Origin of the sequence: Mucilaginibacter sp. (assembly GCF_965200995.1) — a bacterium.
Lineage (GTDB): Bacteria > Bacteroidota > Bacteroidia > Sphingobacteriales > Sphingobacteriaceae > Mucilaginibacter.
This window is the reverse complement of record NZ_OZ241743.1, coordinates 2,251,470-2,273,867: the sequence shown is the minus strand read 5'-3', so window position 1 is coordinate 2,273,867 and position 22,398 is coordinate 2,251,470. Positions and strand designations below refer to the sequence as shown.

Genomic DNA, 22,398 nt, shown 5'->3' with positions numbered 1-22,398 from the left:
TAAAGCAAACGTTATTCCTAACTTAATAAGCTGTCATTTCGACCGCAGGTGAAATGACAAGGTTTGCATTCTTTCCTATTTCACACCTAACCTCACTACTGAAACAAAAGTTTCAGGTTAACCCCAAAGTTGGTATAAGCCGTATTAAAGCTTTGCGAAGTATAAGGCCGGGTAATATTAGAATCGTAAAACAGATTAACGTTGAAACGCTGGTTCACAATATAATCTATAGAAGGCCGTATGGTAATATTTTTAGCGCCTGACGAGATTTCAGCAGTTTCCACATCTGCACGGTAAATTACAGTCTTGTTGTCGTGTATGGCAAAATCTATTTTAAAGGTAACATCATTATTATTACCGCGCTGGGGCAGAAAGGGAATGCGCAGATTATGTGCACGATAACCAAACCCTACCACTGCATCGCTTGTATTTTGCTGCGCCAGCTGGCTGTTCAGTAAACTAAGGCTCAATATCCTGCTCTTCCGGTACTCTGCATTCAATGTCATACTGTTTCTGAAACGTACATTGGCACCCAGTAGCGGCACAAACTGCTCGAAAATTGTAACCTGTGTAAACTGAAAGAAAGGAAGGAAATCATTATTTACATCGCGTGTTGTTACGCCGCCGTTGGCTTCCTGGTAACGGATCAGGCTGCTGTAACTGTTTACGGTATAGGTAGACCGGTAACCATGCTGAAGTTCTACGTTTTCAAAGAAGTTATTAAAGAAAGGTAAACGGCTCAATCCTTCGTACCGGATATCCCAGTTAGGAATCGGAATCTTCGGAAAACTGCTTAAGTTGGACGAAGCCGCATTCTTCCCTCCGTATGCAGCCAGAAACGCCCCTGCCAGTACATCCTGCTGGTTTGCGCCATAGCCGTCTGCATAACCACCTATGGTTCCTGATGAGTTGGGATTACTGCGGCCTAAACGCTGCGAAATAACTGCCCGGTTACTCAGCAGCTGCTGAAATGTGCCCGACTGGTTATTAATGCCGCTGGCTTTAGAAAAAGCCGTACCAATGGTGAGGTAAGACACACTGTAGCTGCCCGAAGTAACAGGGCTTAAACTTTGAAAGGAGCCGGTAAAGGCATCGTACTTAAAGTTGGTGGTAAAATTCCGGTTAGTTAACCGGAAAGCCAACAGCTCAATATGCAGATCACGAAACGGCTCTATCACGCCCTGCAGGTGCATATCTTCGTTAAGGGTGGTGCTGTATAACAGGTTTTGCAGCGTATCCCTGCTCAGCCAGCCATTGGCAGCGGCTTTGTACCTGATGTCGGCCTGGCTGCCCAGCAAAAAGGCAATGCCGGGCGCATTGTAATTTAAATCCTGCCCAGCCAGGTTGCTTTGCGGCAAATAACCCGGTAAAAAAGTACCCTCGCTGCGGGTGTAAGTACCGCTTACACGCTTAATGCTGGTAAGCAGGCCGGTAAAAAAGCGTAACGCAGCACCGCCCTGGGCAGATTCCTGTCCCCCGTTGTTGTTGGACGCATTAGTAAGCGGCTTCGGCCCAAGCCCGATTTTACTATATAGCCCCGCAAAGTTCAGTACCGGGTTTAGCTGAATAGTGCGGTTATTTTGTATAGTGTTACCCACATTCAGCGTAGGGTCGGTAATGGCAAACAGCGGCTGGGTCTGCCAGTTAAATTGCGTACTGTACCGTGCAGTTACGTTGGTCCAGCTTAAACCGGGCACCTTGTTAAGCGGTACATTATAAGTAAGATTAATTGTGTGGTTATAATTGGTGGTACGGCCCAGTTTCAGCAAATTGCTCCACAACGTATCCTTTTTCAAGCCATTGATACGGCCTGCAGGCTCATCTACTACAGACAGGTTGGTAGCATCAATATCCAACTGCAATGAGCGCGACAGGTTCCAGCCAATGCCGTATATCCTTGTAATATTAAAATTCTTATTAAACGTGGTAGGTATCGGAATAAAGTTATTCGGATCATTATCGCGCAGCGTGTTCTCCGAGTAAAAGCGATCTAAACTGATTTGAAAATTCAGCCTTGAGGGCAGCAGGCTAAAATTAAAATCCCGTGCCAGCGCCAGCAGGTTGCTTTTAATGATTTTACTGAACGGACTGTAATAAGCAGCCGCCCTGTTGTAATTATAGGCCAAACCTACATGGTATATCTTCTGATAATCATTCAGTGTAATAAAATCATGATGCTGGTACTCGGTATAAGCATAGGTGGCGCTGAAATTCTCCACATCCCATAAATGATTAATGGCTGCCGGATTGGTTTTGGAGATATGTATGTTAGTTAAATTGATGCTTTTACGCTGCGTAAAATTCTCGGCCGCATTCTTAATTGAATCGCGCTGCTTTTTATCAGAAGTACCGCTCAGGGTTTGCTTCAGTTCTATATCTGGCGAGGCAGGGTCATACAGCGGTGTACTTACCTGCGAAGAAACGTTTACATATAACGGAATGTGTACGCCACGTTTAGAAGGAAAAAACCGGCCCAGTTCGGCACTGGCAGCTACGTCCAGGGTGCGGTTATCATCAAGCCGCCGCTCTTCCATACTTTGCTGCAAAGTACCGAAGCCCGGCGTGGTTTGGCTGCCGGCCACGGTTACATTGGCAAAATCCGCCAGTTGCGTATTCAGCCGGGCAGTAGCGGCATAGCCGCCCCGCTGGTTAAAGTCAGTTAACCGCAATTCATTAAACCAGATGATGGCCGATTTATCCAGCCCGTCATCAGCAGCGCTGCCTGCGGTGCCGCGGTAAGGGTTGCGCACCCCCAGCATTATGGCGCGTAACCGGCTCAAATCGGGCTGGCCTTTAATGGTTACCCGGTACTGCCCGGCGGTTGCCGTAAACGGCACATTAAGCGGCCAGGGCTGCCCGTTAAGCCGGGCATTGTTGCGCTGCACCTTGGCCTGGGTAAGTACATCCAGCGCAATGTCTATATTATTGGCGGCAGGCCATATCAGTTCCGGGTCGGCTGTGTTTTGCGGGGTAGCCTGCAGCGGTATTTCATATTCATAATAATTATCCTGATAATCTACCCCTAAGCGGATAAAGGCATTCATATCATTGTTGCGCAGCTGCGTACCCTCGGCATGTACAAACAGTTGTAAATGCTTGTAAAAGCGCAGGTCATTATAAAACGTTTTGTAGGCCGTACGCGAGTAGCCATCGCGCAGGTTATTTACAGTTAATGACAGCGATTGCTCGTTCAGCCGGGTATCGGTTCGCAGGTTGTTGTAATCGCGCTGGCGGGTGATGCCGGGCGGCACCACATAGGGAATGGAAGCCCGGTTACCATTAGCCTCAATATTTACGGTACCAATATCTAACGTTGAGTTATCAATCGGCGGATTGAGGATAGCAGGGTCGGCAATTACTTTGGCCGGGTTGTTTTCCTGGTTATAGTTGCGCCATTCACCGCGCACCAGTTGCATGGTAGCCATACGCAGCACGGCGGTATCGGCAAAGTTGGTCATGAACATCCGTACGAAACGGATGGCTTTAAAATCCTGAATGTTGCCGGTTTTGGAGGTATAGCTGTCAATAGGAATACGCACCTGGTACCAGTTTACGGTTTGGGTGGTACCATCGGGCAGCTTTACCTGTGCGGTTACCTTATCATTAATATAATTTTTACCCACCACCAGATCCTGCGGCCTGATGGATACCTTATATTGAAAGTATTCATCCGCCTGGCTCATGTTATTATCGCGGTTGATATCTTCCCCATCGGGCAGCGAAGTAGAAGCCGAAGTGGTCAATCCCAGTTCTTCTCTTGATTGCTCGGCGGTTTTGGAGTTGCCCTCCGTACCATTATAACGGCTGTAACGCTGCAAAATACCGGCCCGGGCCTGGTCAAGCGCCGGGCCCTGGTAGTACTGGTAATCATCAGAAGAAGGGTCGGCCATAAACAGTGCAGCGGCAGCCGGGTTTAAAATGGCTTTCAACTGCTGCACAATAGCGCCGAACTTGGTTTGCTCGGCGGTGCTGTTCAACCCGTCTAAACCAATATCCTGCAAACGGCGGGCATCGGGGTTGGTATCAAAGGCATTAATTACCGGCTGCAGCTTTGGCACCCGGCCCCAGTTAGTTTCATCTACCTGGCTTAAATCACCATCAGGCGGCAAGCCGTTCTCCAGGCCTTTGCGCCCGTCTTTCAATATATCTTCGGACAGGCTGCCTAAATTCAGGTACAAATCGCCACCCTGCGAGTTGGGCTTATAGACAAAAGGGTCCAGCATCCAAAACTCTACGTACTGTACATTGAGCGATTCAAAATCATTGGTTTCCAGTTTGCGGAAAATACCGCCCCAGCGGTTGCGTGGATTTTGCAGGGAGCCATCGGCATTAACCCCTGTGGTTGCATAATTATAAGGCCCGCGAATAGAAGGGTAAAAAGCCAGATCAAGCGTAGACAAGATCAGCGGCTGGCCGGTAACCGATTGCTTATACGGAAACACTTCATTTTCCAGCACCTGCCGCACATAATGATTAGATAATTCGGTACGTGAATTGGACAGCAGCGAACTGGAATTGGTATAAAATATGGGGTCGATGTTATAAAAAGACAGCCGGGCGCGGTTATAGCCGTAGCTTAAATCATTAAACAACTGCGATTCCGGGAACAACTGCGGCGTGCCCGACAACTGCCAGTTAATAGCGCTTTTTAAGTCAATGATGGACTGGCTGCTCTCAAAATCATCTAAATAAGAGGTTCCCTTTTTGGAGCCAGCAAAATTCAGTGCACTTGGGTTACCGGGAAACAGTTTGGCAAACTCGCCGGCAAAGCTTACGGTGGAAGGCGCTTTGGTATCAATAAACGGAATCTTGTCCACCAAGCGGGTCAGCAGGCGAGAGTTGGTATTGTAATTTACATCAAACCCCGCAATGGTGTTGGAAATAGATTCATCACCAATCTGCTCTTTCTGCGTAAGCGGCAGTTCAGATAAGTGCATAATGGTTGAACCTAAGGCGAGTTTGTTATTCACCCTATAATCAAACCGCGCACCATATAACGACTTTTGCTGCACACCAAACAACTCATTGTTCTCGATATTTACCGTAATGGGCTGGCCGGAGGATAGCAAGGCAGTGTTTAAAATATGAATGCGGCCAATGCTGTAATCTACCGTATAATCCGTACCCTCGGTAAGGCGCAGCGTACCGGCACTTACCACTACCGAGCCCTGCGGAATGTTTACAGCGTTTAACTGGAACTCGGAGCCGGACTGCGAAGAGTAGGTACCGCGTATCACATACCGGTTAAGTTGCGGAAAATACTGCTGCGCGATGGTTTTTACCGAATCATATAGCGGCTGGTATACGTAACGGCTGCGTAAATCCTGTTCTGTTGACGTGAATTTGGCGGCCAGGTCAGAACCAAAGGGTTCTACCACCGGAAAAGTAATACGCCCGTTGTAGGAGTCGATGGTGATACCTTCTAAAAAGTCAAAATAGCCATCGGGCTGCCGGTTGTTCTGCTGGTTGAGGTTATCCAGCCCGGTAAGCTGCAGCCATAGTTTGCTTTTGGTGTTCTGCCCCTCCTCCATTAACGGCTTATTGATGCCTGATTTATCATCTAAACGCGATACGGTCAGCCTGAAATTAACCGGGCTGATCTGATACGCGCCTAATGAATAGATGTTCTTCATCATTAAATCCCAGGTGGGCAAACTGGTCTTCAATATTTCGTTCTTCAGCAGCTTTACATACAGCACCTGCGGTGTGGCCGGGTTTACCGGCCGGTCGGTAGAAAACTCGCCTACCTGGTATTCTACGCCATTGTAAGTATACCTGAAAGCTACGGCCAATACTTCATCATTATTCAACGGGTTATTTAACGAGATATAGCCTAACTGCGGGTGCAGCGTAAACTCACGGTCGGTTAATTTACGGGCATACGTAAGGCGCGAGTAGTTATCTGTTCCGCCGGTAGATTGAAAGTAAGAAACCACATCGTTAGAACTGGTTGTCCTCGAATTGGCCGGCAGGCCGGTAAGCAAAGAGTTGGATTGCTGCGGATAGCCCGGACCCGAAAAGCCAGCAGGCAGGCCCGAACCACCGCCCCTGATGAGAGCTGTATTGTAAGGTGTATTTTCACCCAAATCGGTAAAGGCCAGCACATCGCGCGAATCGGTGGTTACGTTGGTACGGTTGGTCGTCCATACTTCAATTTTGGTAATTACCACATTGGTGCTGATAAGCGGTATGTTGGCCAGCGCCTTATTATAATTATTACGGAAGTACTGAGCTAAGAAATAATGCCGGTTGGCCTCATAGTCGGTAGGGCTTAGGCTGAAATCGCCCTGCTGCGCCCCGTTGGTAATGGTAATGGTTTTAGCCTGCGAGCGCTGCTGCGAAAAGATGGTATTTACATCCAGTTTGCCAAATTTCAAACGTGTTTTAACCCCAAACAGCGACTGGCTGCCCTGTATCAGCGTAGTGGGCAGCGGCAGGCTTACCGTACCGGCCTCAATCTTCTGAATAATCTCATCGGCATGGCCGGTATAGTCCAGTTTAATCTGGTTCTCAAACTGAAACTGGGCATCCGTGTTGTAATTGGTGGCAATACGCAGCTTATCTCCAATGGTACCGGTCAGGTTCATCTGGATACGCTGATCGAAGTTGAAGTTGAACTGCGTGCGCTGCCGGGCGCTGAACAGCGGGTTTTGGTTACTGTTGATCTGCCCGGCCAGTATCATCTGTGCCGAGCCCTGCGGACGGATATCAATGGTAGAGCTGCCAAATATCTGCTCGAAGGTGCGGCTGCGTACTTTAATTTGCGGTATAAAACCAGGCTGCTGCGACTGGTAATTGTAATTATCAGATAACTGCTGGTAGTATGCCCGCTGGTTTTGCCGGTTGGTTAAGTGTAAGTATTCGTCAAAAGTAAGATAGCGTACCGGCCGGTACAGCAGGTTGCCTACCTTTTCGGTTAGAATATAGCGGTTGGTTACCGCATCATATTGAATGGTTCTCACCAGGTTAGGCGGATCAGGTTCTAAAAAGCCTTTACGCAATTGTGCGTTTCGTGATTCAGAACCTTTGTAGGGGATGGTAACGGTTACCGAATCGGGGTTTCGGCCGGGGCGCGATTTTTGCGCAAAGGCATAGCGTATTCCGCAAAAAGCAGAAAAATATAAGATGCAGACTATTACTTTTAGAGTAAAGCTTCTAATCAATCGCTACGCGGATAAAATTCAATCAATAGTTTATAAACTTCTCAGGGCTGCCTTAATTAACTGCTCCACAGTTTGGTCGGGCTGCTTTTTGATTTCCTGTTCCAGCACTTTCTCGGCCGCATTGCGTACAAAGCCCAACATCATCAGGGCAGACAAGGCTTCGTCTTTTGCGGTTACCGCCGCCGGAACATTGATCAGGGTATCAGGCCCGTCCTTGCGTAGTTTATCCTGAAGTTCCAGAATAAGCCGCTGCGCAGATTTGGGCCCGATACCTTTTATACGTTGTATTACCGATACATTACCTTTTACAATAGCCGTTTGTATCTCCTCCGGTGAAATGGAGGACAGCATCATGCGGGCCGTATTGGGCCCGATACCTGATACCGAAATCAGGTGCACAAATAACCGTTTCTCACCCTCATCGGCAAAGCCGTACAGGGTGTGGCCGTCTTCTTTCACATGCAGCCAGGTATACAACCGGCACCGCTCGGCATCGCCTAATTTGGCATAGGTATTTACGGATATATTGATCTGATAGCCTACTCCACCTACATCTATTACCACATAAGCAGGGCTTTTAAAGGCTAATTTACCATCAATATAGGCGTACATACAAGCGTTAAATATCGGTTAATTTACTTTTGTATACGATGAAATTATTTTAAAGTTGTGGTTTGCTCCCGATGCTGGGCATCTACTACGGCTATGGTTACCATATTTACAATCTCGCGTACCGAGCTGCCTAACTGCAGCACATGCACCGGTTTGTTCAAGCCCAGCAGAATTGGGCCAACCGCTTCTGCCCCGCCCACTTCCTGCAATAATTTATAGGCAATATTACCAGACTCCAGGTTAGGAAATATCAATGTATTGGCGGGTTTACCGTTTAATGTAGAGAATGGGAAATTATCGGCCAGCAAATCGCGGTTCATGGCAAAGTTGGCCTGCATTTCGCCGTCTACCACCATGTCAGGATGCTGGTCGTGCAATATTTTTACTGCTTCGCGGGTTTTATCAGGCACCTCGCCATCATTCGAGCCAAAATTAGAGTAAGACAACAAAGCTACCCGCGGACTTACGCCTAACTGCTGTACTGAGCGTTCAGTCAGCACTGTTATATCTACCAGATCCTGAGCGGTGGGGTTTACGTTGATGGTGGTATCACCAAAAAACAGGGGGCCCTTCTTGGTGATCATCATGTACATACCTGCCAGTTTGGGTACGCCCGGCTCGGTGCCGATAACCTGCAATGCCGGTTTAATGGTACTTACATAATTTTTGGTTAACCCCGAAATTAAGGCATCCGCATCGCCAAACTGCACCATAGCGGAACCGTAATAGTTACGGTCGCGCATCATCTTACGGGCTTCATATAAAGTTGCCCCGCGGCGCTGGCGCTTGTTGTATAAAAACTTGGCATACTTTTCAGAACAGTCAGAGCCTTCACGCGGATCTATCATTTCCACGGTGCCTAAGTCAAGCTCATTTTCATGAATAATCTGCTGTATTTTCTGAATATTACCTAATAAGATGGGCGTGGCAATGCCTTCATCCTTTACAATTTGCGCGGCACGTAATATCTTATAGTTATCGGCTTCTGCAAATACTATACGTTTGGGTGTGCTTTTGGCTTGTAAGGACAGGTTACGCATCAGCTTATCATCGCTGCTGATACGGCTGCGCAACTCTTCGGCGTAGGCATCCCAGTCGGCAATTTCCTTGCGGGCCACACCTGAAGCCACGGCCGCTTTAGCTACTGCAATAGAAACCTCGGTAATTAACCGCTGATCCATCGGCTTTGGGATAATATAATCTTTGCCAAAACGCAGATTTTTGGCCTCGTAAGCTAAATTTACCGCCTCGGGCACCGGCTTTTTGGCCAGTTCGGCAATAGCCTGCGCGGCGGCCAGTTTCATTTCTTCGTTAATGGCGGTAGCGCGTACATCAAGCGCCCCCCTGAATATGTAAGGAAAGCCCAATACATTATTTACCTGGTTAGGAAAATCAGACCGGCCGGTAGCCATAATAATGTCCCCGCGCGAAGCAATACCAATCTCATAAGCTACCTCGGGCTCCGGGTTAGCCATAGCGAATACGATTGGGTTTGGCGCCATGCTTTGCAGCATTTCGGTATTTACCAGGTTACCTGCCGAAAGGCCAATGAAAACGTCGGCGCCCTTCATGGCATCAGCCAGGCTATTAATATCGGTACGACTGGTCGCAAACTCCTGGCGTATCTCGTCCAGATCGGTACGCCGCTGGTCGAGTACGCCATTAATGTCCAGCATAACCAGGTTTTCCTTTTTAACCCCTAATGAAAGGTAGATGCGGGTACACGAAACTGCCGCCGCCCCTGCACCATTGACCACCAGTTTAATATCTTCCAGCTTTTTATCCTGTATCTCGCAGGCGTTCAATAACGCCGCTCCCGAAATAATGGCCGTACCATGCTGGTCATCGTGCATCACCGGGATATTCATTTCTTCCTTCAACCGGCGCTCAATCTCAAAACAGGTTGGGGCTGATATATCTTCGAGATTTACACCGCCGAACGTAGGTTCCAAAGCTTTTACAATGGTTACAAATTCATCTACGCTTTTGGTATTCAGTTCCAGGTCGAACACATCAATATCAGCATATATCTTAAACAACAGGCCTTTGCCTTCCATCACCGGCTTACTGGCCTCCGGGCCAATGTTGCCCAAACCCAACACCGCCGTACCATTGCTGATTACCGCTACCAGGTTCCCCTTAGCAGTATACTTATACACATCTTCTACATTTTCGGCTATGCGCAGGCAGGGTTCGGCCACTCCAGGAGAGTAAGCCATAGTTAAATCGCGCTGTGAGTTGGTAGGCTTGGTTGGAACTACCTGTATCTTGCCAGGGCGGCCTTTAGCATGATAGTTTAAGGCATCCAGTTTACGGTTGGTGTTTTTCATCTCTCAATAATTCAGCCTTCAAAAGTACAATTCTTTTTAAGCGTAACTGTATATAATGTAACTCATATTCAGTTTGCCAACCCCTATAAAATCAAAGACCTTCACCGTTAGTCAGTGAAGGCACAATAATTTTTTGGATATAAATTTTTTACGAAAAAGCTTTTTATAACTTGGTTTCAGTAGGCTGATACAGGATTGCGCTTTTACCGGGTTGTACAACTGTATTATTTTGTGCAGATACGTTTCTGCTCTCGGCCGTTACCTTAAGGGTTTGGCCGGGCGTTGCTTTGTAGTTGCGCAAGTGGTTCCACTCAATCAGGTCATCTACTTCAACACCGTATTTGTCAGCTATACTGTTCAGCGTTTCCCCTTTCTTGATTTTATGGTAAGCAGGCAGGCGTGCTTCTGCTACGGCAACCACAGGTACCGGCGGTATAACCATACGAACACTGCTTTCATTTACCTCCGCGTAAACTGGCTCTGCAGGCGCATTGGCAGCATCAGAGTTTAACACTTTATATAAAGCAGCAAATTTATCTTTGCCCAACTGCGGTAACACCATACGCCGCGGCGCTTTTACCGTACCGTTTATAATATGCTTCTTATAAGCCGGATTAAGCAGGGATAGCTGGTTATAATCAATATTTAATATGCGGGCTACACTGGGCAGTGATACAAACTTGTTAACCAGTACGGTATCGGTGTTTATAGCCAGGCTTGAGGTACCGGGTGTGATGTTGTGGCGGTTATGATAGTTAATAATGTAGGCCACCGCAATGTAAGCCGGTACATATCCACGTGTTTCGGCTGGCAGAAAGGGGCGGATAGACCAGTAATCAACAGCATTGGCCTGCTGTATGGCCCGCTCAACAGCGCCTTTGCCACAGTTATAAGAAGCTATGGCCAGCAGCCAGTCGCCAAATTCCTGATAAGCGTCTTTAATGTAAGCCGCAGCAGCATAACTGGCCTGTATAGGGTCGCGGCGCTCGTCTACATAATTATTCATGTTCAGCCCATAAATTTTGGCAGTGCTGAACATAAACTGCCAGGGGCCGGTAGCGCCTACCCTTGATACCGCGTTGGGGTTAAGGGCTGATTCTACAACAGACAAATATTTAATTTCCTCGGGGATGCCGGCATCGCGAAAAGCCTTTTCATAGATGGGAAAGTAATATTTAGACAGCCCGATGATCTGGCTTACCTCATCGCGCCGGTTAAGTGAGGTATAGCTATCAATATACTTCTGTACATAATCGTTATAATCCAACTGTACATCTTTAGCCACCGAGTCAAGGCGGCGTTTTGTGAGTGAACCTTCGTAAGCAGTTAAGTGTGCCTGATTGGCCGCAGGTTTAGGGATATAATCAACGTGCAGGCTTTGCAATGGCATCAGACTGAACTGGCCTGGCTTTTGAACAATCAGATCGGAGTCGCCTTTTAGGATAGTGGCATAATTTCTGTTTGCCGCCTTTACAGTAAAAGCAAGGCATAAACATGCCGTAATGGTAAAAAGTCTCTTCATTCGCTAAAGGGTATTAATCAATCCAACACTATACGTTTTCTGGTTACTAATTTATTAACTTTAAAGTAAGCTTAACGAATATTTCGAAAAATTTAACAACTGCTGCTCTTCAAAAGGTGCGGCAATGAGCTGTATTCCTAACGGTAAACCTGCACTATTAGTTCCTGCCGGTAAAGAAACAGCAGGCACACCAGCTAATGAGGCCTGCACAGTATAAATATCAGCCATGTAAGCGGCCACCGGATCTTTTTTAGCATTGTTCAGCTTAAAAGCAGGTTCGGGGGCTGTAGGCAGCACTAAAAAATCATACTGTTGCAGTAACTGCCCGGTTTCTTCCTTAATCAGCCGCCGTATTTTTTGCGCTTTGGCATAGTAGGCATCGTAATAACCTGCACTTAAAATAAATGTACCCAGCATAATACGCCGCTTTACTTCCTTGCCGAATCCTTCTGAGCGCGACTTTTTGTACGTTTCCATTAGATTTTCAGCCTGCGCACTGCGATAGCCGTAATGCACACCATCATACCGGGCCAGATTAGACGAAGCTTCGGCCATAGCCAGTATATAATAAGCAGGAACAATATAATCAAGGTACTTAAAAGTTACAGGTTCTACGGTATGCCCTGCTGCACGTAATTTTTCCAGATACGCGGCCATTGCCTGCTTAACTTCCGGGTCTGTTGCTACGCTGTCAAATGCTTCTTTTAAATAGCCTATTTTCTTTTGAGAGGCCGTGGGTTCTAAATGCCTCGTATATGCAGGAACTGCCCTTTGAGATAAAGTACTGTCGTAAGTGTCAGCGCCCGAAAGCACTTCCATCAGCAGGGCCGCATCCGCTATACTGTTGGCAATAATGCCGGGCTGATCAAATGAGGAGGCATAGGCAATAACGCCGTAACGTGAGATGCTGCCATAAGTGGGTTTAAGGCCAATCAGACCGCAAAAGGAAGCTGGCTGCCTTACCGAACCGCCGGTATCAGTACCGATGGCGGCATGGCACATTCCCGCCTGTACAGAGACTGCCGAACCACCGGACGACCCCCCCGCCACGCGGCTTTCATCGGCCATATTTTTTACCGGGCCATAATAAGAGCTTTCGCTGGATGCGCCCATAGCAAATTCATCGCAGTTGGCCCGGCCGATAATGATAGCATCTTCGGCCAGCAGGCGTTCTGCAATAGTGGATGAATAAATAGAAATAAAGTTTTTGAGTATTTTAGAGGCTGCACTTACACGATGATCTTTATAACAGATGTTATCCTTCAGGCTGATTACCATACCGGCCAGGCGGCCTGCAGGCTGCTGGCTTGCCAGGCGCTCATCTAATACTGCAGCCTTTTGCAGGGCTTCTTCTGCATAAACCTCGTTTAAAGCATTTAAATGTGCGTATTGTTTTGCGCGGCTCAGGCAGGTTTCCACCAGTTCCTTAACTGTTACCAACCCGGCGGTAAGATCGGCTTGTATTGCAGTTAATGAAGTATATGATTTAGCCATAGGGGGCTAAAATAAAAAACTTATCTGTTGATAATGATTTTTATCAGCAGATAAGTTTCAAAGTAAAAATTAAAAATACCAGCCCCTGCTTACGGATTAACGTTGCTGTGGGTATTGGTAGTAGTTGTGTTTGTAGTGCTGGTAGTGCGTGGTTCTTCTTTGCTCTCACCGTTTGAGGCATTTTTAAACTCCTTTACGCCCTGGCCCAAGCCTTTCATCAGTTCCGGGATCTTACGTCCGCCGAACAGAATCAATATTGCAATAATGATCAGAATAATTTCTGGTGCGCCTAATCCACCCATGATTTTTAGTTTTTTTATGAATTAATATCTTTCTTAACTGGTGCCTCTGCTTCGGTTCTTTCTACCGGTGTGTGCTCAGGTATTTCTGCTACCTCAACCGGCTTCTCCTCTATAGTGGCATTATTGGTATACGTATCTGCATAGGGCGTTGGTTTTGGTTCATCATAATTGTTTATCTGATTATGAATTTCACGCTTTACGCCATCAGAAGCATCTTTAAAATCACGCAAGCCCTTTCCTAATCCTTTTGCCAGTTCGGGCAGCTTTTTGCCGCCAAACAGCAGCAACGCTGCAAACAAAATAATTATCAGTTCGGGAGTGCCGATATTCAGGAATAAAAGAACAGAACTAAACATGCCTTTAAGTTATAATTACAAAAGTAAACAATAAACCGCGTACATAGTTTATCAACGCCAAAATATAACGCTTATTGCGGCGCCAGCCACAGTTTGGGGTTTACAGGTGAGTTTACATTTAATAGTGAGAATTGCAGTATGGCTTCTCCTGTAGCCCCATCTACAGCTACGGTGCCTATGGCCTGCTTGGTACTTACCTTTTGCCCCTTGCTTACGCTTACCGAGTGCAGCCCGTTGTAAGCTGTAAAAAACTTACCATGCTGTATCACTACAATATAAGAGCCGCTAATATCTGCTACGGTTTTTACTTCGCCTTCAAAAACCGAACGTACGGTTGCCCCGGCCGAAGTGCGTATATCTATGCCCTGGTTGTCATTCTGGATACCTTCGCTATAATAGCGGCCAAAACTTTGTATCACCACCCCACTGCCTACCGGCCAGGGCAGGCGGCCGCGGTTACCCTGAAAATCATTGGAAAGGCTGGCAGCCTCAGGTGTTGCTGTTAACACCTCACTATCGGTAAGCCGGGTTTTAACAGGTTTTGGCGCGGGCGTTTTTACTACAGGAGCCGGGCGGTTATTGGCGGCAGCCTCACGGGCTGCCTTTTCAGCCTTAACCTTCTCTGCAGCCGCCAGGGCAGCGGCGCGTGCACGTGCTTCGGCTTCTGCCTTGCGGCGGGCTTCTTCAATCTCGCGGCGCACGGCGGCAAACATTTCCCGCGTGGCTCTGGCCAGCTGGCTTTTCTTATCCTTTTGCTGCTTGCGCAATTCGCCCTGTTGCTTGCTCAGGTTGGCCGCAATCTCGGCCTGGGTAAGTTCCTGCTTTCCTAAGGTTTGCTTCTCTTTTTCCTGATCCTCCAATAAGGCGCTCTTCTGGTTCTTGGTACGGTCAAGCTCCGTTATCTTTACATGCAGATCCTGCTGCGTGCCTTGTATAGAGCGCGCCTGGCGCTCCCGGTAGGAACCAAACTGCTGCAGATATTTTAATCGCTTGTAGGCCTGATTAAAATCCTTTGCTGCAAATACAAACATCAGTTTATTGTAGGCGCTCTGGTTGTGGTAAGCAAACACAATCATGGCGGCATACTCTTTCTTCAGTTCATCTAATTGCCCCTGCAAGGTATGTACGGTATTGGTATTCTGGTTAATCTGGTTATCCAGCAGGCGTACCTCTGAATTGATATTGGTAATTTTGTCCTCACGAAGGGTAATTTGCGCCTTAATGATATTCAGTTGCTTAATACTCGCCTTCTTATTATTAACCGTTTCCCGGAGTTCGGCATTCAGTTCTTCTAACTCCTGGGTTAATTTTTCGCGCTTGCGCTTCAGGTCAGCACTGCTTTGCGCATAGGTATGTAAAGCCGCGAAAAGGCAGGCCAGCAACAAAAAGAATTTAAACCGCTTCATTCAGGCTCAAAAGTATAAAATTAATTTGCAGGTGAAAACCGCGAAGGTATACTGAACGGGTAATCCTGCGGCTGGTTAAATTCAGTGCGGCTATAATGCAGATCGGCCTGGATGTTGTTGTTTCTCACTGCGGATCGTATATTGATTTGCGAAGGAACGACCTTACCGCCGGCCTGCACAAACTCGCTGTTGGTAACCTGCAATGACTGCCCTGCTGCCTGATTGTTCAGGCTGGTTTGCGTTACCCGGTAGCCGCTGCTCAGCATCAGGTTATACAGCATGCTTTGCAAATTGCCTGATAAGGTGGTGATGCCGTCGGCTGCGGTTTGCAGCTTTGCGTTTTCATCATTTACCAGTTCGGGTATGGCATTGCCGATAAGTAATGATTCTACTGTTTTATAATTTACCTGCCGGCCTGCATAGTTGTAGATATAGCTGAACGGCTTTTTCAGGTACACGCCTTGCAAACGGTTAATTACCTGTATGCTGTCGGGCGTAATTAAAGCGCGGGCCACTTCTACCCCTAATATGGCAGTAATAGATACCCAGATGCGCTGATTTTTCTGTATCCGGATGTTCAGGGTAACATCATTATTATTACCGTTGATACTTAGCTTGGCTTTAGCCTTACCGGAAAAGGTATTAAAATCAGTTTGATTAGCGCGTATAGCTTCTAACTTTGCCAGTAAGGGGTTAGCGGCGGCCTTTTCAGTTACTTTAGGGGTATTTATTGCCACTGCCGGCTTCCGGGCTTTGCAACCGGCAGCAACTATGATTAAGGCTGCCAGTAATAACTTATTCAACGTATTTCTTTTCATTTATCTTCTTTTCTAAAATGGCTGATTGTACGCCATACCGTTTCGCTTTTTTCCAGTTGTCTACCGCTTTTAAATCCTCACCTAAATGATACAGGATATCGCCGTAATGCTCAGTTTGTACCCCGCTATGGTTTTTGTTGTGCTGCAACGCTTTTTCCATCCAGGCTTTGGCATCCGCGTACTTTTGCTGCTTAAACAAAATCCAGGCGTAAGTATCTTCAAAAGAAGCTACATCATGCTGTAATTCATTAGAACGGGCCGACATTTTTGCGGCTTTCTCCAACTGTTCATTTCTTAACGATAAATAATAGGCATAATTATTCAACGTGTAGGTGTTATCGGCATCATAAACCAATGCTTTATCATACGCCTCATCAGAAGCCGTGTATTGGTGCAGTTCGTGGTAGCAGTCGCCCAGTGATGAATAGGCTTGCGCCTGTAACTGGTTATCCTGTTTTGCCAGCGAAGCTGCCTTTGTTAATTTGCCTATTGCCTTAGCCGGTTGTTTGGTTTGCTGATAAGCCACCCCCGAAAAATAGTTCATCCAGGCCTGATCCGGAAAGAGAGCCAGGGCCTGCTCACTGTGAGTTAGCGCAGCCTGGTAATCATTTTCGGCTAAATCAAGTCGCACCAATTGCTCATGTACGGCGTAAATGCTGTGATTGAGTGTTATAGATTGCTGAAAAGCCGCCCGGGCATCCCGGTACTGCTGATTTTGCACCAGCACATCGCCATACAAGGCAAAGCCCCTCGCTTCGGTGGGATGTATGAGTGTGATAATTTGACTCAGTTCAACCGCACTGTTTACTGCATTAGGGTCAGGAAACTTAGGTGCGTAACCCATCACGATCTGAATCTTCCGGTCAACATCCATTTCAGGAGAGCCGAACGCCAGTTTGATTTGATTATAGCTGCTCTGGTAATCTTTTTTTGTTTTATAAACATCAGCCAGCGCAAGATAGATCAGCGGATTGGCAGGCTGCAAGGCTTGTGCCTGCTGCAATACGGGCAGCGCTTTATCGGCCAGATGGTTGGAGTTATATATTTCGGCCAGCATCAGGTAATAGCGTATGGTGCCCGGCTGTTCATCAATCATTTGCTTTAGCTGGCCTGCAGCTGCGCTTACGTTGTTTTGCTTCAGATATATACGCTCCCTTCCGGCAATAATTTCGTCCGTTAGCCCGCTTTGCTGCTCCAGCTGATTATATAACGCTAATGCCTCACTGTATTTTTGTTGTAAAAACAAGGCGCTGGCTTCGTCAAGGTAATATTCCGGCTTATTAGGGTTAATTCTAATCAGTTCTTTAAACGCATTTTCTATGCGGGGCAGGTCATTGGTTTTCTCATAGCTGTCGGTAAGCGCCAGCCAGTACCATTCGTTCTGCGGCTTTAAGGCAACTGCCTTTTCCAGCAGGGTGCGCACTTCTGCCGGGGTGCCCTTTTGTTTTTTCAGCAGTGCCAGTTCATACAAGGCGGCATCATTGCCAGGCTCGGTACGCAGCACCTGGCTGTACAGGTCAATAGCCAGATCATTATTACCAATGGTACGCTCGCGCAGGGCAGAAAGATACAGGCGTTTGTTTTCCAGGCTATCGCTGCCAGTTACGGGCCGGCTGGCCGCTCTGGTGAGGGCAACGCCGTTATCTTTAGTTTGCGCCTGTGCAGCAAAAGATAACCCGGTTAATACGGCGGCGATCACCCTTAGCTTCATAAGAATAGCTTATATTCCGGTATGACCATAACCACCGGCGCCCCGCAGGGTTTCGGTTAATATGGCAGTTTCCTCCCATTCCACTTTTTCATGGCGGGCTACCACCATTTGTGCAATGCGGTCGCCGGTGTTAATTTCAAATACTTCGGTGGAAAGGTTAACCAGCAATACCTTGATCTCTCCGCGATAATCAGCATCAATAGTGCCGGGCGAGTTAACTATGCTGATGCCATGCTTATAAGCCAGCCCGCTGCGCGGCCTGATCTGCGCCTCGTATCCTTCGGGCAATTCAAGGTATAATCCGGTAGGGATCAGCCGGCGTTCCAAGGGTTTCAGTTGCAGCGGCTCATCTATATGGGCACGTATATCCATACCGGCGGCATGAAGGGTTTCGTAAGCCGGCAATGTATTGTTTGATTTATTGACAACCCGGATAAGCATAATCTATCTTTTTAATATGGCGGTTAATTCTTTACGCTCGCTCATAAACGCGCCGGCGGCAAATAGCAGCAGCAGTAAATTACCGATGTAAATATTGCGATGAAATACGGTAAACGACAAAAACACCAATAGCAGCGAAGTTACAATATACGCGCCGCATTTTTTGAGGTTATACGGTATGGGATAATTTTTTTGCCCCCAGATATAAGACAGCACCATCATGCTGGCATAAGCGATCAAAGAAATCCAGGCAGAAGCCATATAGCTGTATTTCGGAATGAAAATAATGTTCAGCACAATGGTAAGCAAAGCGCCGATACCTGATATATATAAGCCGTATTTAGTTTGATCAGACAGCTTATACCAAACTGATAAATTCATATAGATGCCCAAACTTACATATCCGAAAAGCAGCGGGGGCACTACTTTCAAGCCTACCCAATAGGCTGGATTATTTACATAGTATTTTAATATCTGAATATTAGCAATGATGGCTACAAACATCAGGCAGATAGTCATTACAAAATACGTCATGATACGCGAATAGGTTTGGCCTGAATTTTTACTTTTTGCATGACTAAAGAAAAAAGGCTCCGCTCCCAGCCGGAAAGCCTGTACGAATATACTCAGGAAGATAGACAGCTTGGCACAGCCCGAATAAACACCCAAATCATGTTCACTGACCTGTGGCGGCAGCAGTTTTCCCAATAGTAATTTATCCAGATTTTCATTGATGATAAAGGATAAGTTTGCTATCAATATGGGCCAGCTGTACAGTAGCATTTCGCTGAACAGACGGCCATTAAATTTGAATTGAACGCCAACAAGCTGGGGTAACAGCATCAATAAAGAGATGAAGCTTGCGGCCAGGTTGGATAGAAATACATACCCAAGCCAGCCCCGTACATACCAGGTGCTCATCCATTCAGCACCGGCCAAATGATGGCGTAACCAAAATGGGATACCAAATATAAAAATCAGGTTAAGCGATACCATTACAAAAATATTGGTAAGCTTAACCGCAGCATACAGCATAGGCCGGCCATCGGCACGTAGCTTGGCAAATGGCAATACGCAAAGCGCATCCAATACCAATATACCAATAAAGAACCGGATGTATTGCTCAAACTCATGCCGCTGACTGCTTTTACCAATATTAATTGCACCGGCAATCTGGTGCACAAACGGAAAGGTGAGTAAAAAAAACACCAATGAAAGTAATGCCACCACCCAAAAGCCATTGTTGTACACCTGCCGCTTGTTCTCGGGCAGTTTGTTCAGATACCTGAAAAAAGTGGTTTCCATTCCAAAGGATAGCACAGCATTCAGAATAGAAGCATAACTGAACATGGTAGTAAATACAGCATATACCGAAGGTGCGTACGCCGTTGTGTACAACGGCGTAAGTACCGAACCCAGCAAACGCTGTACAATGGTACTTAACCCATAAATAGCGGTTTGGCCTGCAAACTTTTTAGCCGTAGACAATGATAAGTTAATTTAAATATACGTATTGTAACTGCCTTAACGTTTTACCACCTCAAAGTTACGATAGTTTTTGAGTTCGCCTTCAGCAGTTTCCACACGTTCTACCCTGGCCGGCTGCGGGCCTTCATGGCACCATTCCAAAAACAGCTCCATTGTGGCCTGGTCGGCTTCGGCCTCAATGTATACTGCACCATCAGGTGTATTGCGCACTATGCCCCTTACGCCCAGCTGGTCAGCCACAGCCTTGGTAGATGCCCGGTAAAATACGCCCTGCACCTTGCCCTGTACCGTAATGTTTAAATGTTGTGTTGCCATATCAGCAGCAAAAATAACAGTAATCCGGCAATACCGGCAGGCCGGGTTTATATCAGGCGCCGTACCCGGCTATCGGGCGTTAGCTGAAGGTCATCCAGGCCGGTAATTAAGTTCAGGCCAGGCATTTTACCAGCTTCCAAACTTCCTAAGCGATCATCTACCCCTAAAAAACGGGCGCCGCCTAACGTTGCCCAATGCAGCAGCCGGGTTAAATTCAATGAAGTAAAGTTTTGCTGCAATGTCAGCATCTCGTTCAGGATACAAAGCTTATGATTTGAAGCCAGGCTATCAGTTCCCAATGTAATGTTGTATTCCTGATTTAAAAATAAATCAACCTTGGGCAGCTTATTTTCAATAAACAAGTTGGCATTAGGGCAAAAGCACCAGTTGATATGCCGGTCAAACCGCCTGGCAAAGTAAATATCTTTTAAATTGGTACAGGTATTATGCACCAGCAGAATCTTTTGCTGATGGGTAAGCAGGGGCACTACCGTTTGCAGCGAATTACGTGCCTGGGGCTTAAAGTAGCTGATATCAATACCAAAACCGGCATACAGGTCATTAAACTCGCCCTGCTTATACCTGAAAAACCTATTCTCTTCATCACATTCCTGGTTATGCATGCTCACCAGGTTTTCATGGTGCTCGCAATAATCACGCAGCAGCCTGAACAGCTCTTTGGATACCGAATAAGGCGCATGTGGAGATATAGACACTGCCAGCGGCCTGAACTGTTCGCACAGTTCAAGCGCACGCTCAAATGCGGCTTTTGCCTGCTCGGGCAAAAAGCTGAACACCTCTACAAACGTATGATAGTACAGCTTGCTTTTATGCTTTATAGGTAAACTGATTGCAGTGTTGGAAACATCGCCCACGGCCACAATACCGCCCTCGTACATTTCCTCGTCAGCCCTGATCGCGGCTTCGGTTACCTCGGCCAGATTTGCATTGCGGTGCTGCTGTACATTTTGGATAAAATTAACCAACCGCGTATGCATCGGCAGCTGGCCGCGCAAATGCGAAAGCTCTAAATGGCAGTGGGTATTAATAAACCCGGGACATATAATGCCCTGCAGGGTCTCAAGCTCAATCCCTGGCTGGGGTTGTGTGCCAACACTGATAATTTTCCCTTCATCATCTATTGTAACTACACCATTTTTTATCGGATCGGCACTAACTGGAAAAACGTAATCGGCTCTAAAACTTTTCATTAAGGTAAAATATCTTTTACTCAGGTCGCTGGAATGGATACTTTTTATTAAAGATAAATAAAATTAATTCAAAATTAAGTTTTGGCATTGTTTTTTACAAACAGAAAACAACCGCCTAAAAGCTATAATCCTGAAAATAAGTATCTTTGTAACAGTGAGTACCGTCAATAAAAAAACAGATATCCGCAGCCTTAGCCTCGAAACGTTGCAGCAACAGTTTATTCAACTGGGCGAAAAGGCGTTCAGGGCTAAACAGGTATATGAATGGCTTTGGAAAAAATCATGCTTTTCCTTTGACGACATGAGTAATATTTCAAAAGAACTACGGCATAAACTGCAGGATAATTATACCATCAATAATGTGAAAATTAATTCCTCACAGTTTAGTGCTGATAAAACTATAAAAAATTCTTTTATTCTGCACGATACTCATTTAATTGAAGGTGTTTTAATTCCGGCTGCCGACCGTATGACAGCCTGCGTATCTTCGCAGGTAGGGTGCAGCTTAACCTGTAAGTTCTGCGCTACCGGGTACATGGAACGCAAACGTAACCTGAATCCTGACGAAATTTACGACCAGGTGGTGCTGATTGCCCAGCAGGCGCAGCAAAATTATAATCAGCCGCTCAGCAATATTGTATATATGGGCATGGGCGAACCCCTGCTAAATTACGGCAATGTTCTAAAATCAATTGAGCGCATTACTGCAGAGGATGGCCTTAACATGGCAGCCAAACGCATTACGGTGTCTACTGCCGGTATTGCCAAAATGATTAAAAAATTAGGGGATGATCAGGTAAAGTTTAACCTGGCGCTATCGCTTCATGCTGCTAATGATGAGAAGCGTAATACCATTATGCCTATCAATGAGCAAAACTCGCTGATGGCGCTGGCCGAAGCGTTGAAGTACTATTATCAGAAAACCAAAAATGCGGTTACCTACGAATACATTGTATTTGACGGCTTTAACGACAATATAAAGGATGCCGCAGAACTGGCAAAATTTTGCAGGCACCTGCCCTGTAAGGTTAATATTATAGAATATAACCCTATCTCATTCGCCAGCTTTATTAATGCCGGTGAAGATAAAATTGAGGCATTTGCTGCTTACCTGCGCAAGCAGGGCATTATTACCAATGTGCGCCGCAGCCGGGGAAAAGACATTGATGCGGCCTGCGGCCAGCTGGCTGTAAAAGAAAAAGCGGCAGCTGTTGAATTGGCTTCCTGAT

Annotated in this window: 15 protein-coding genes; 1 reads left to right on the top strand and 14 read right to left on the bottom strand. The window is 46.6% G+C overall.

All coding sequences use genetic code 11. The annotated features are described in order from the left end of the window. Nucleotides 1-95 precede the first annotated feature (95 nt). The 14 genes from sov to ACY652_RS10625 all read right to left on the bottom strand — a co-directional run bounded on the left by sov (nt 96) and on the right by ACY652_RS10625 (nt 21,169). On the bottom strand, nt 96-7,163 hold the full coding sequence (sov, locus tag ACY652_RS10690; RefSeq protein WP_462264360.1) for a T9SS outer membrane translocon Sov/SprA: 7,068 nt from the start codon (nt 7,161-7,163) through the stop codon (nt 96-98). 30 nt (nt 7,164-7,193) lie between these two features. Further along, entirely contained in the window at nt 7,194-7,775 is a 582-nt protein-coding gene (ruvA, locus tag ACY652_RS10685) for a Holliday junction branch migration protein RuvA (RefSeq protein WP_462264359.1), read from the bottom strand. 44 nt (nt 7,776-7,819) lie between these two features. Beyond that, nucleotides 7,820-10,105: an NADP-dependent malic enzyme gene (locus ACY652_RS10680; RefSeq protein WP_462264358.1), complete on the bottom strand. Its 2,286-nt coding sequence runs from the start codon at nt 10,103-10,105 to the stop codon at nt 7,820-7,822. A gap of 163 nt (nt 10,106-10,268) precedes the next feature. Next, nucleotides 10,269-11,627, bottom strand: a complete 1,359-nt coding sequence (locus ACY652_RS10675) for a lytic transglycosylase domain-containing protein (RefSeq protein WP_462264357.1) — start codon at nt 11,625-11,627, stop codon at nt 10,269-10,271. A gap of 60 nt (nt 11,628-11,687) precedes the next feature. Further along, nucleotides 11,688-13,121, bottom strand: coding sequence for an Asp-tRNA(Asn)/Glu-tRNA(Gln) amidotransferase subunit GatA (gene gatA / locus ACY652_RS10670; RefSeq protein WP_462264356.1), 1,434 nt, complete (start codon nt 13,119-13,121; stop codon nt 11,688-11,690). Between the two features lie 89 nt (nt 13,122-13,210). Further along, the gene (locus ACY652_RS10665) at nt 13,211-13,423 is read right to left on the bottom strand and encodes a Sec-independent protein translocase subunit TatA/TatB (RefSeq protein ID WP_462264355.1); all 213 of its coding nucleotides are present in this window, start codon (nt 13,421-13,423) and stop codon (nt 13,211-13,213) included. 14 nt (nt 13,424-13,437) lie between these two features. Then, nucleotides 13,438-13,779 (bottom strand): Sec-independent protein translocase subunit TatA/TatB, encoded by a 342-nt coding sequence (locus ACY652_RS10660; RefSeq protein ID WP_462264354.1) that lies wholly within the window; start codon nt 13,777-13,779, stop codon nt 13,438-13,440. A 71-nt stretch (nt 13,780-13,850) separates the two neighbouring features. Beyond that, complete coding sequence (locus ACY652_RS10655) at nt 13,851-15,185, bottom strand: murein hydrolase activator EnvC family protein (RefSeq protein ID WP_462264353.1); 1,335 nt, start codon at nt 15,183-15,185, stop codon at nt 13,851-13,853. Between the two features lie 20 nt (nt 15,186-15,205). Then, the gene (locus tag ACY652_RS10650) at nt 15,206-16,003 is read right to left on the bottom strand and encodes a DUF4292 domain-containing protein (protein WP_462264352.1); all 798 of its coding nucleotides are present in this window, start codon (nt 16,001-16,003) and stop codon (nt 15,206-15,208) included. Further along, on the bottom strand, nt 15,981-17,714 hold the full coding sequence (locus tag ACY652_RS10645) for a tetratricopeptide repeat protein (RefSeq protein ID WP_462264351.1): 1,734 nt from the start codon (nt 17,712-17,714) through the stop codon (nt 15,981-15,983). Before ACY652_RS10645 ends, ACY652_RS10650 begins: the two co-directional genes overlap by 23 nt. 9 nt (nt 17,715-17,723) lie before the next feature. After that, entirely contained in the window at nt 17,724-18,155 is a 432-nt protein-coding gene (dut, locus tag ACY652_RS10640; protein ID WP_462264350.1) for a dUTP diphosphatase, read from the bottom strand. Between the two features lie 3 nt (nt 18,156-18,158). Further along, entirely contained in the window at nt 18,159-19,643 is a 1,485-nt protein-coding gene (locus tag ACY652_RS10635) for an oligosaccharide flippase family protein (RefSeq protein WP_462264349.1), read from the bottom strand. A gap of 36 nt (nt 19,644-19,679) precedes the next feature. Continuing rightward, nucleotides 19,680-19,958, bottom strand: coding sequence for an acylphosphatase (locus ACY652_RS10630; RefSeq protein ID WP_462264348.1), 279 nt, complete (start codon nt 19,956-19,958; stop codon nt 19,680-19,682). A 47-nt stretch (nt 19,959-20,005) separates the two neighbouring features. Continuing rightward, the gene (locus tag ACY652_RS10625) at nt 20,006-21,169 is read right to left on the bottom strand and encodes an amidohydrolase family protein (protein ID WP_462264347.1); all 1,164 of its coding nucleotides are present in this window, start codon (nt 21,167-21,169) and stop codon (nt 20,006-20,008) included. A gap of 154 nt (nt 21,170-21,323) precedes the next feature. Here ACY652_RS10625 and rlmN point away from each other — a divergent pair, with 154 nt between their 5' ends. Further along, entirely contained in the window at nt 21,324-22,397 is a 1,074-nt protein-coding gene (rlmN, locus tag ACY652_RS10620; RefSeq protein ID WP_462264346.1) for a dual-specificity RNA methyltransferase RlmN, read from the top strand. Nucleotide 22,398 lies beyond the last annotated feature (1 nt).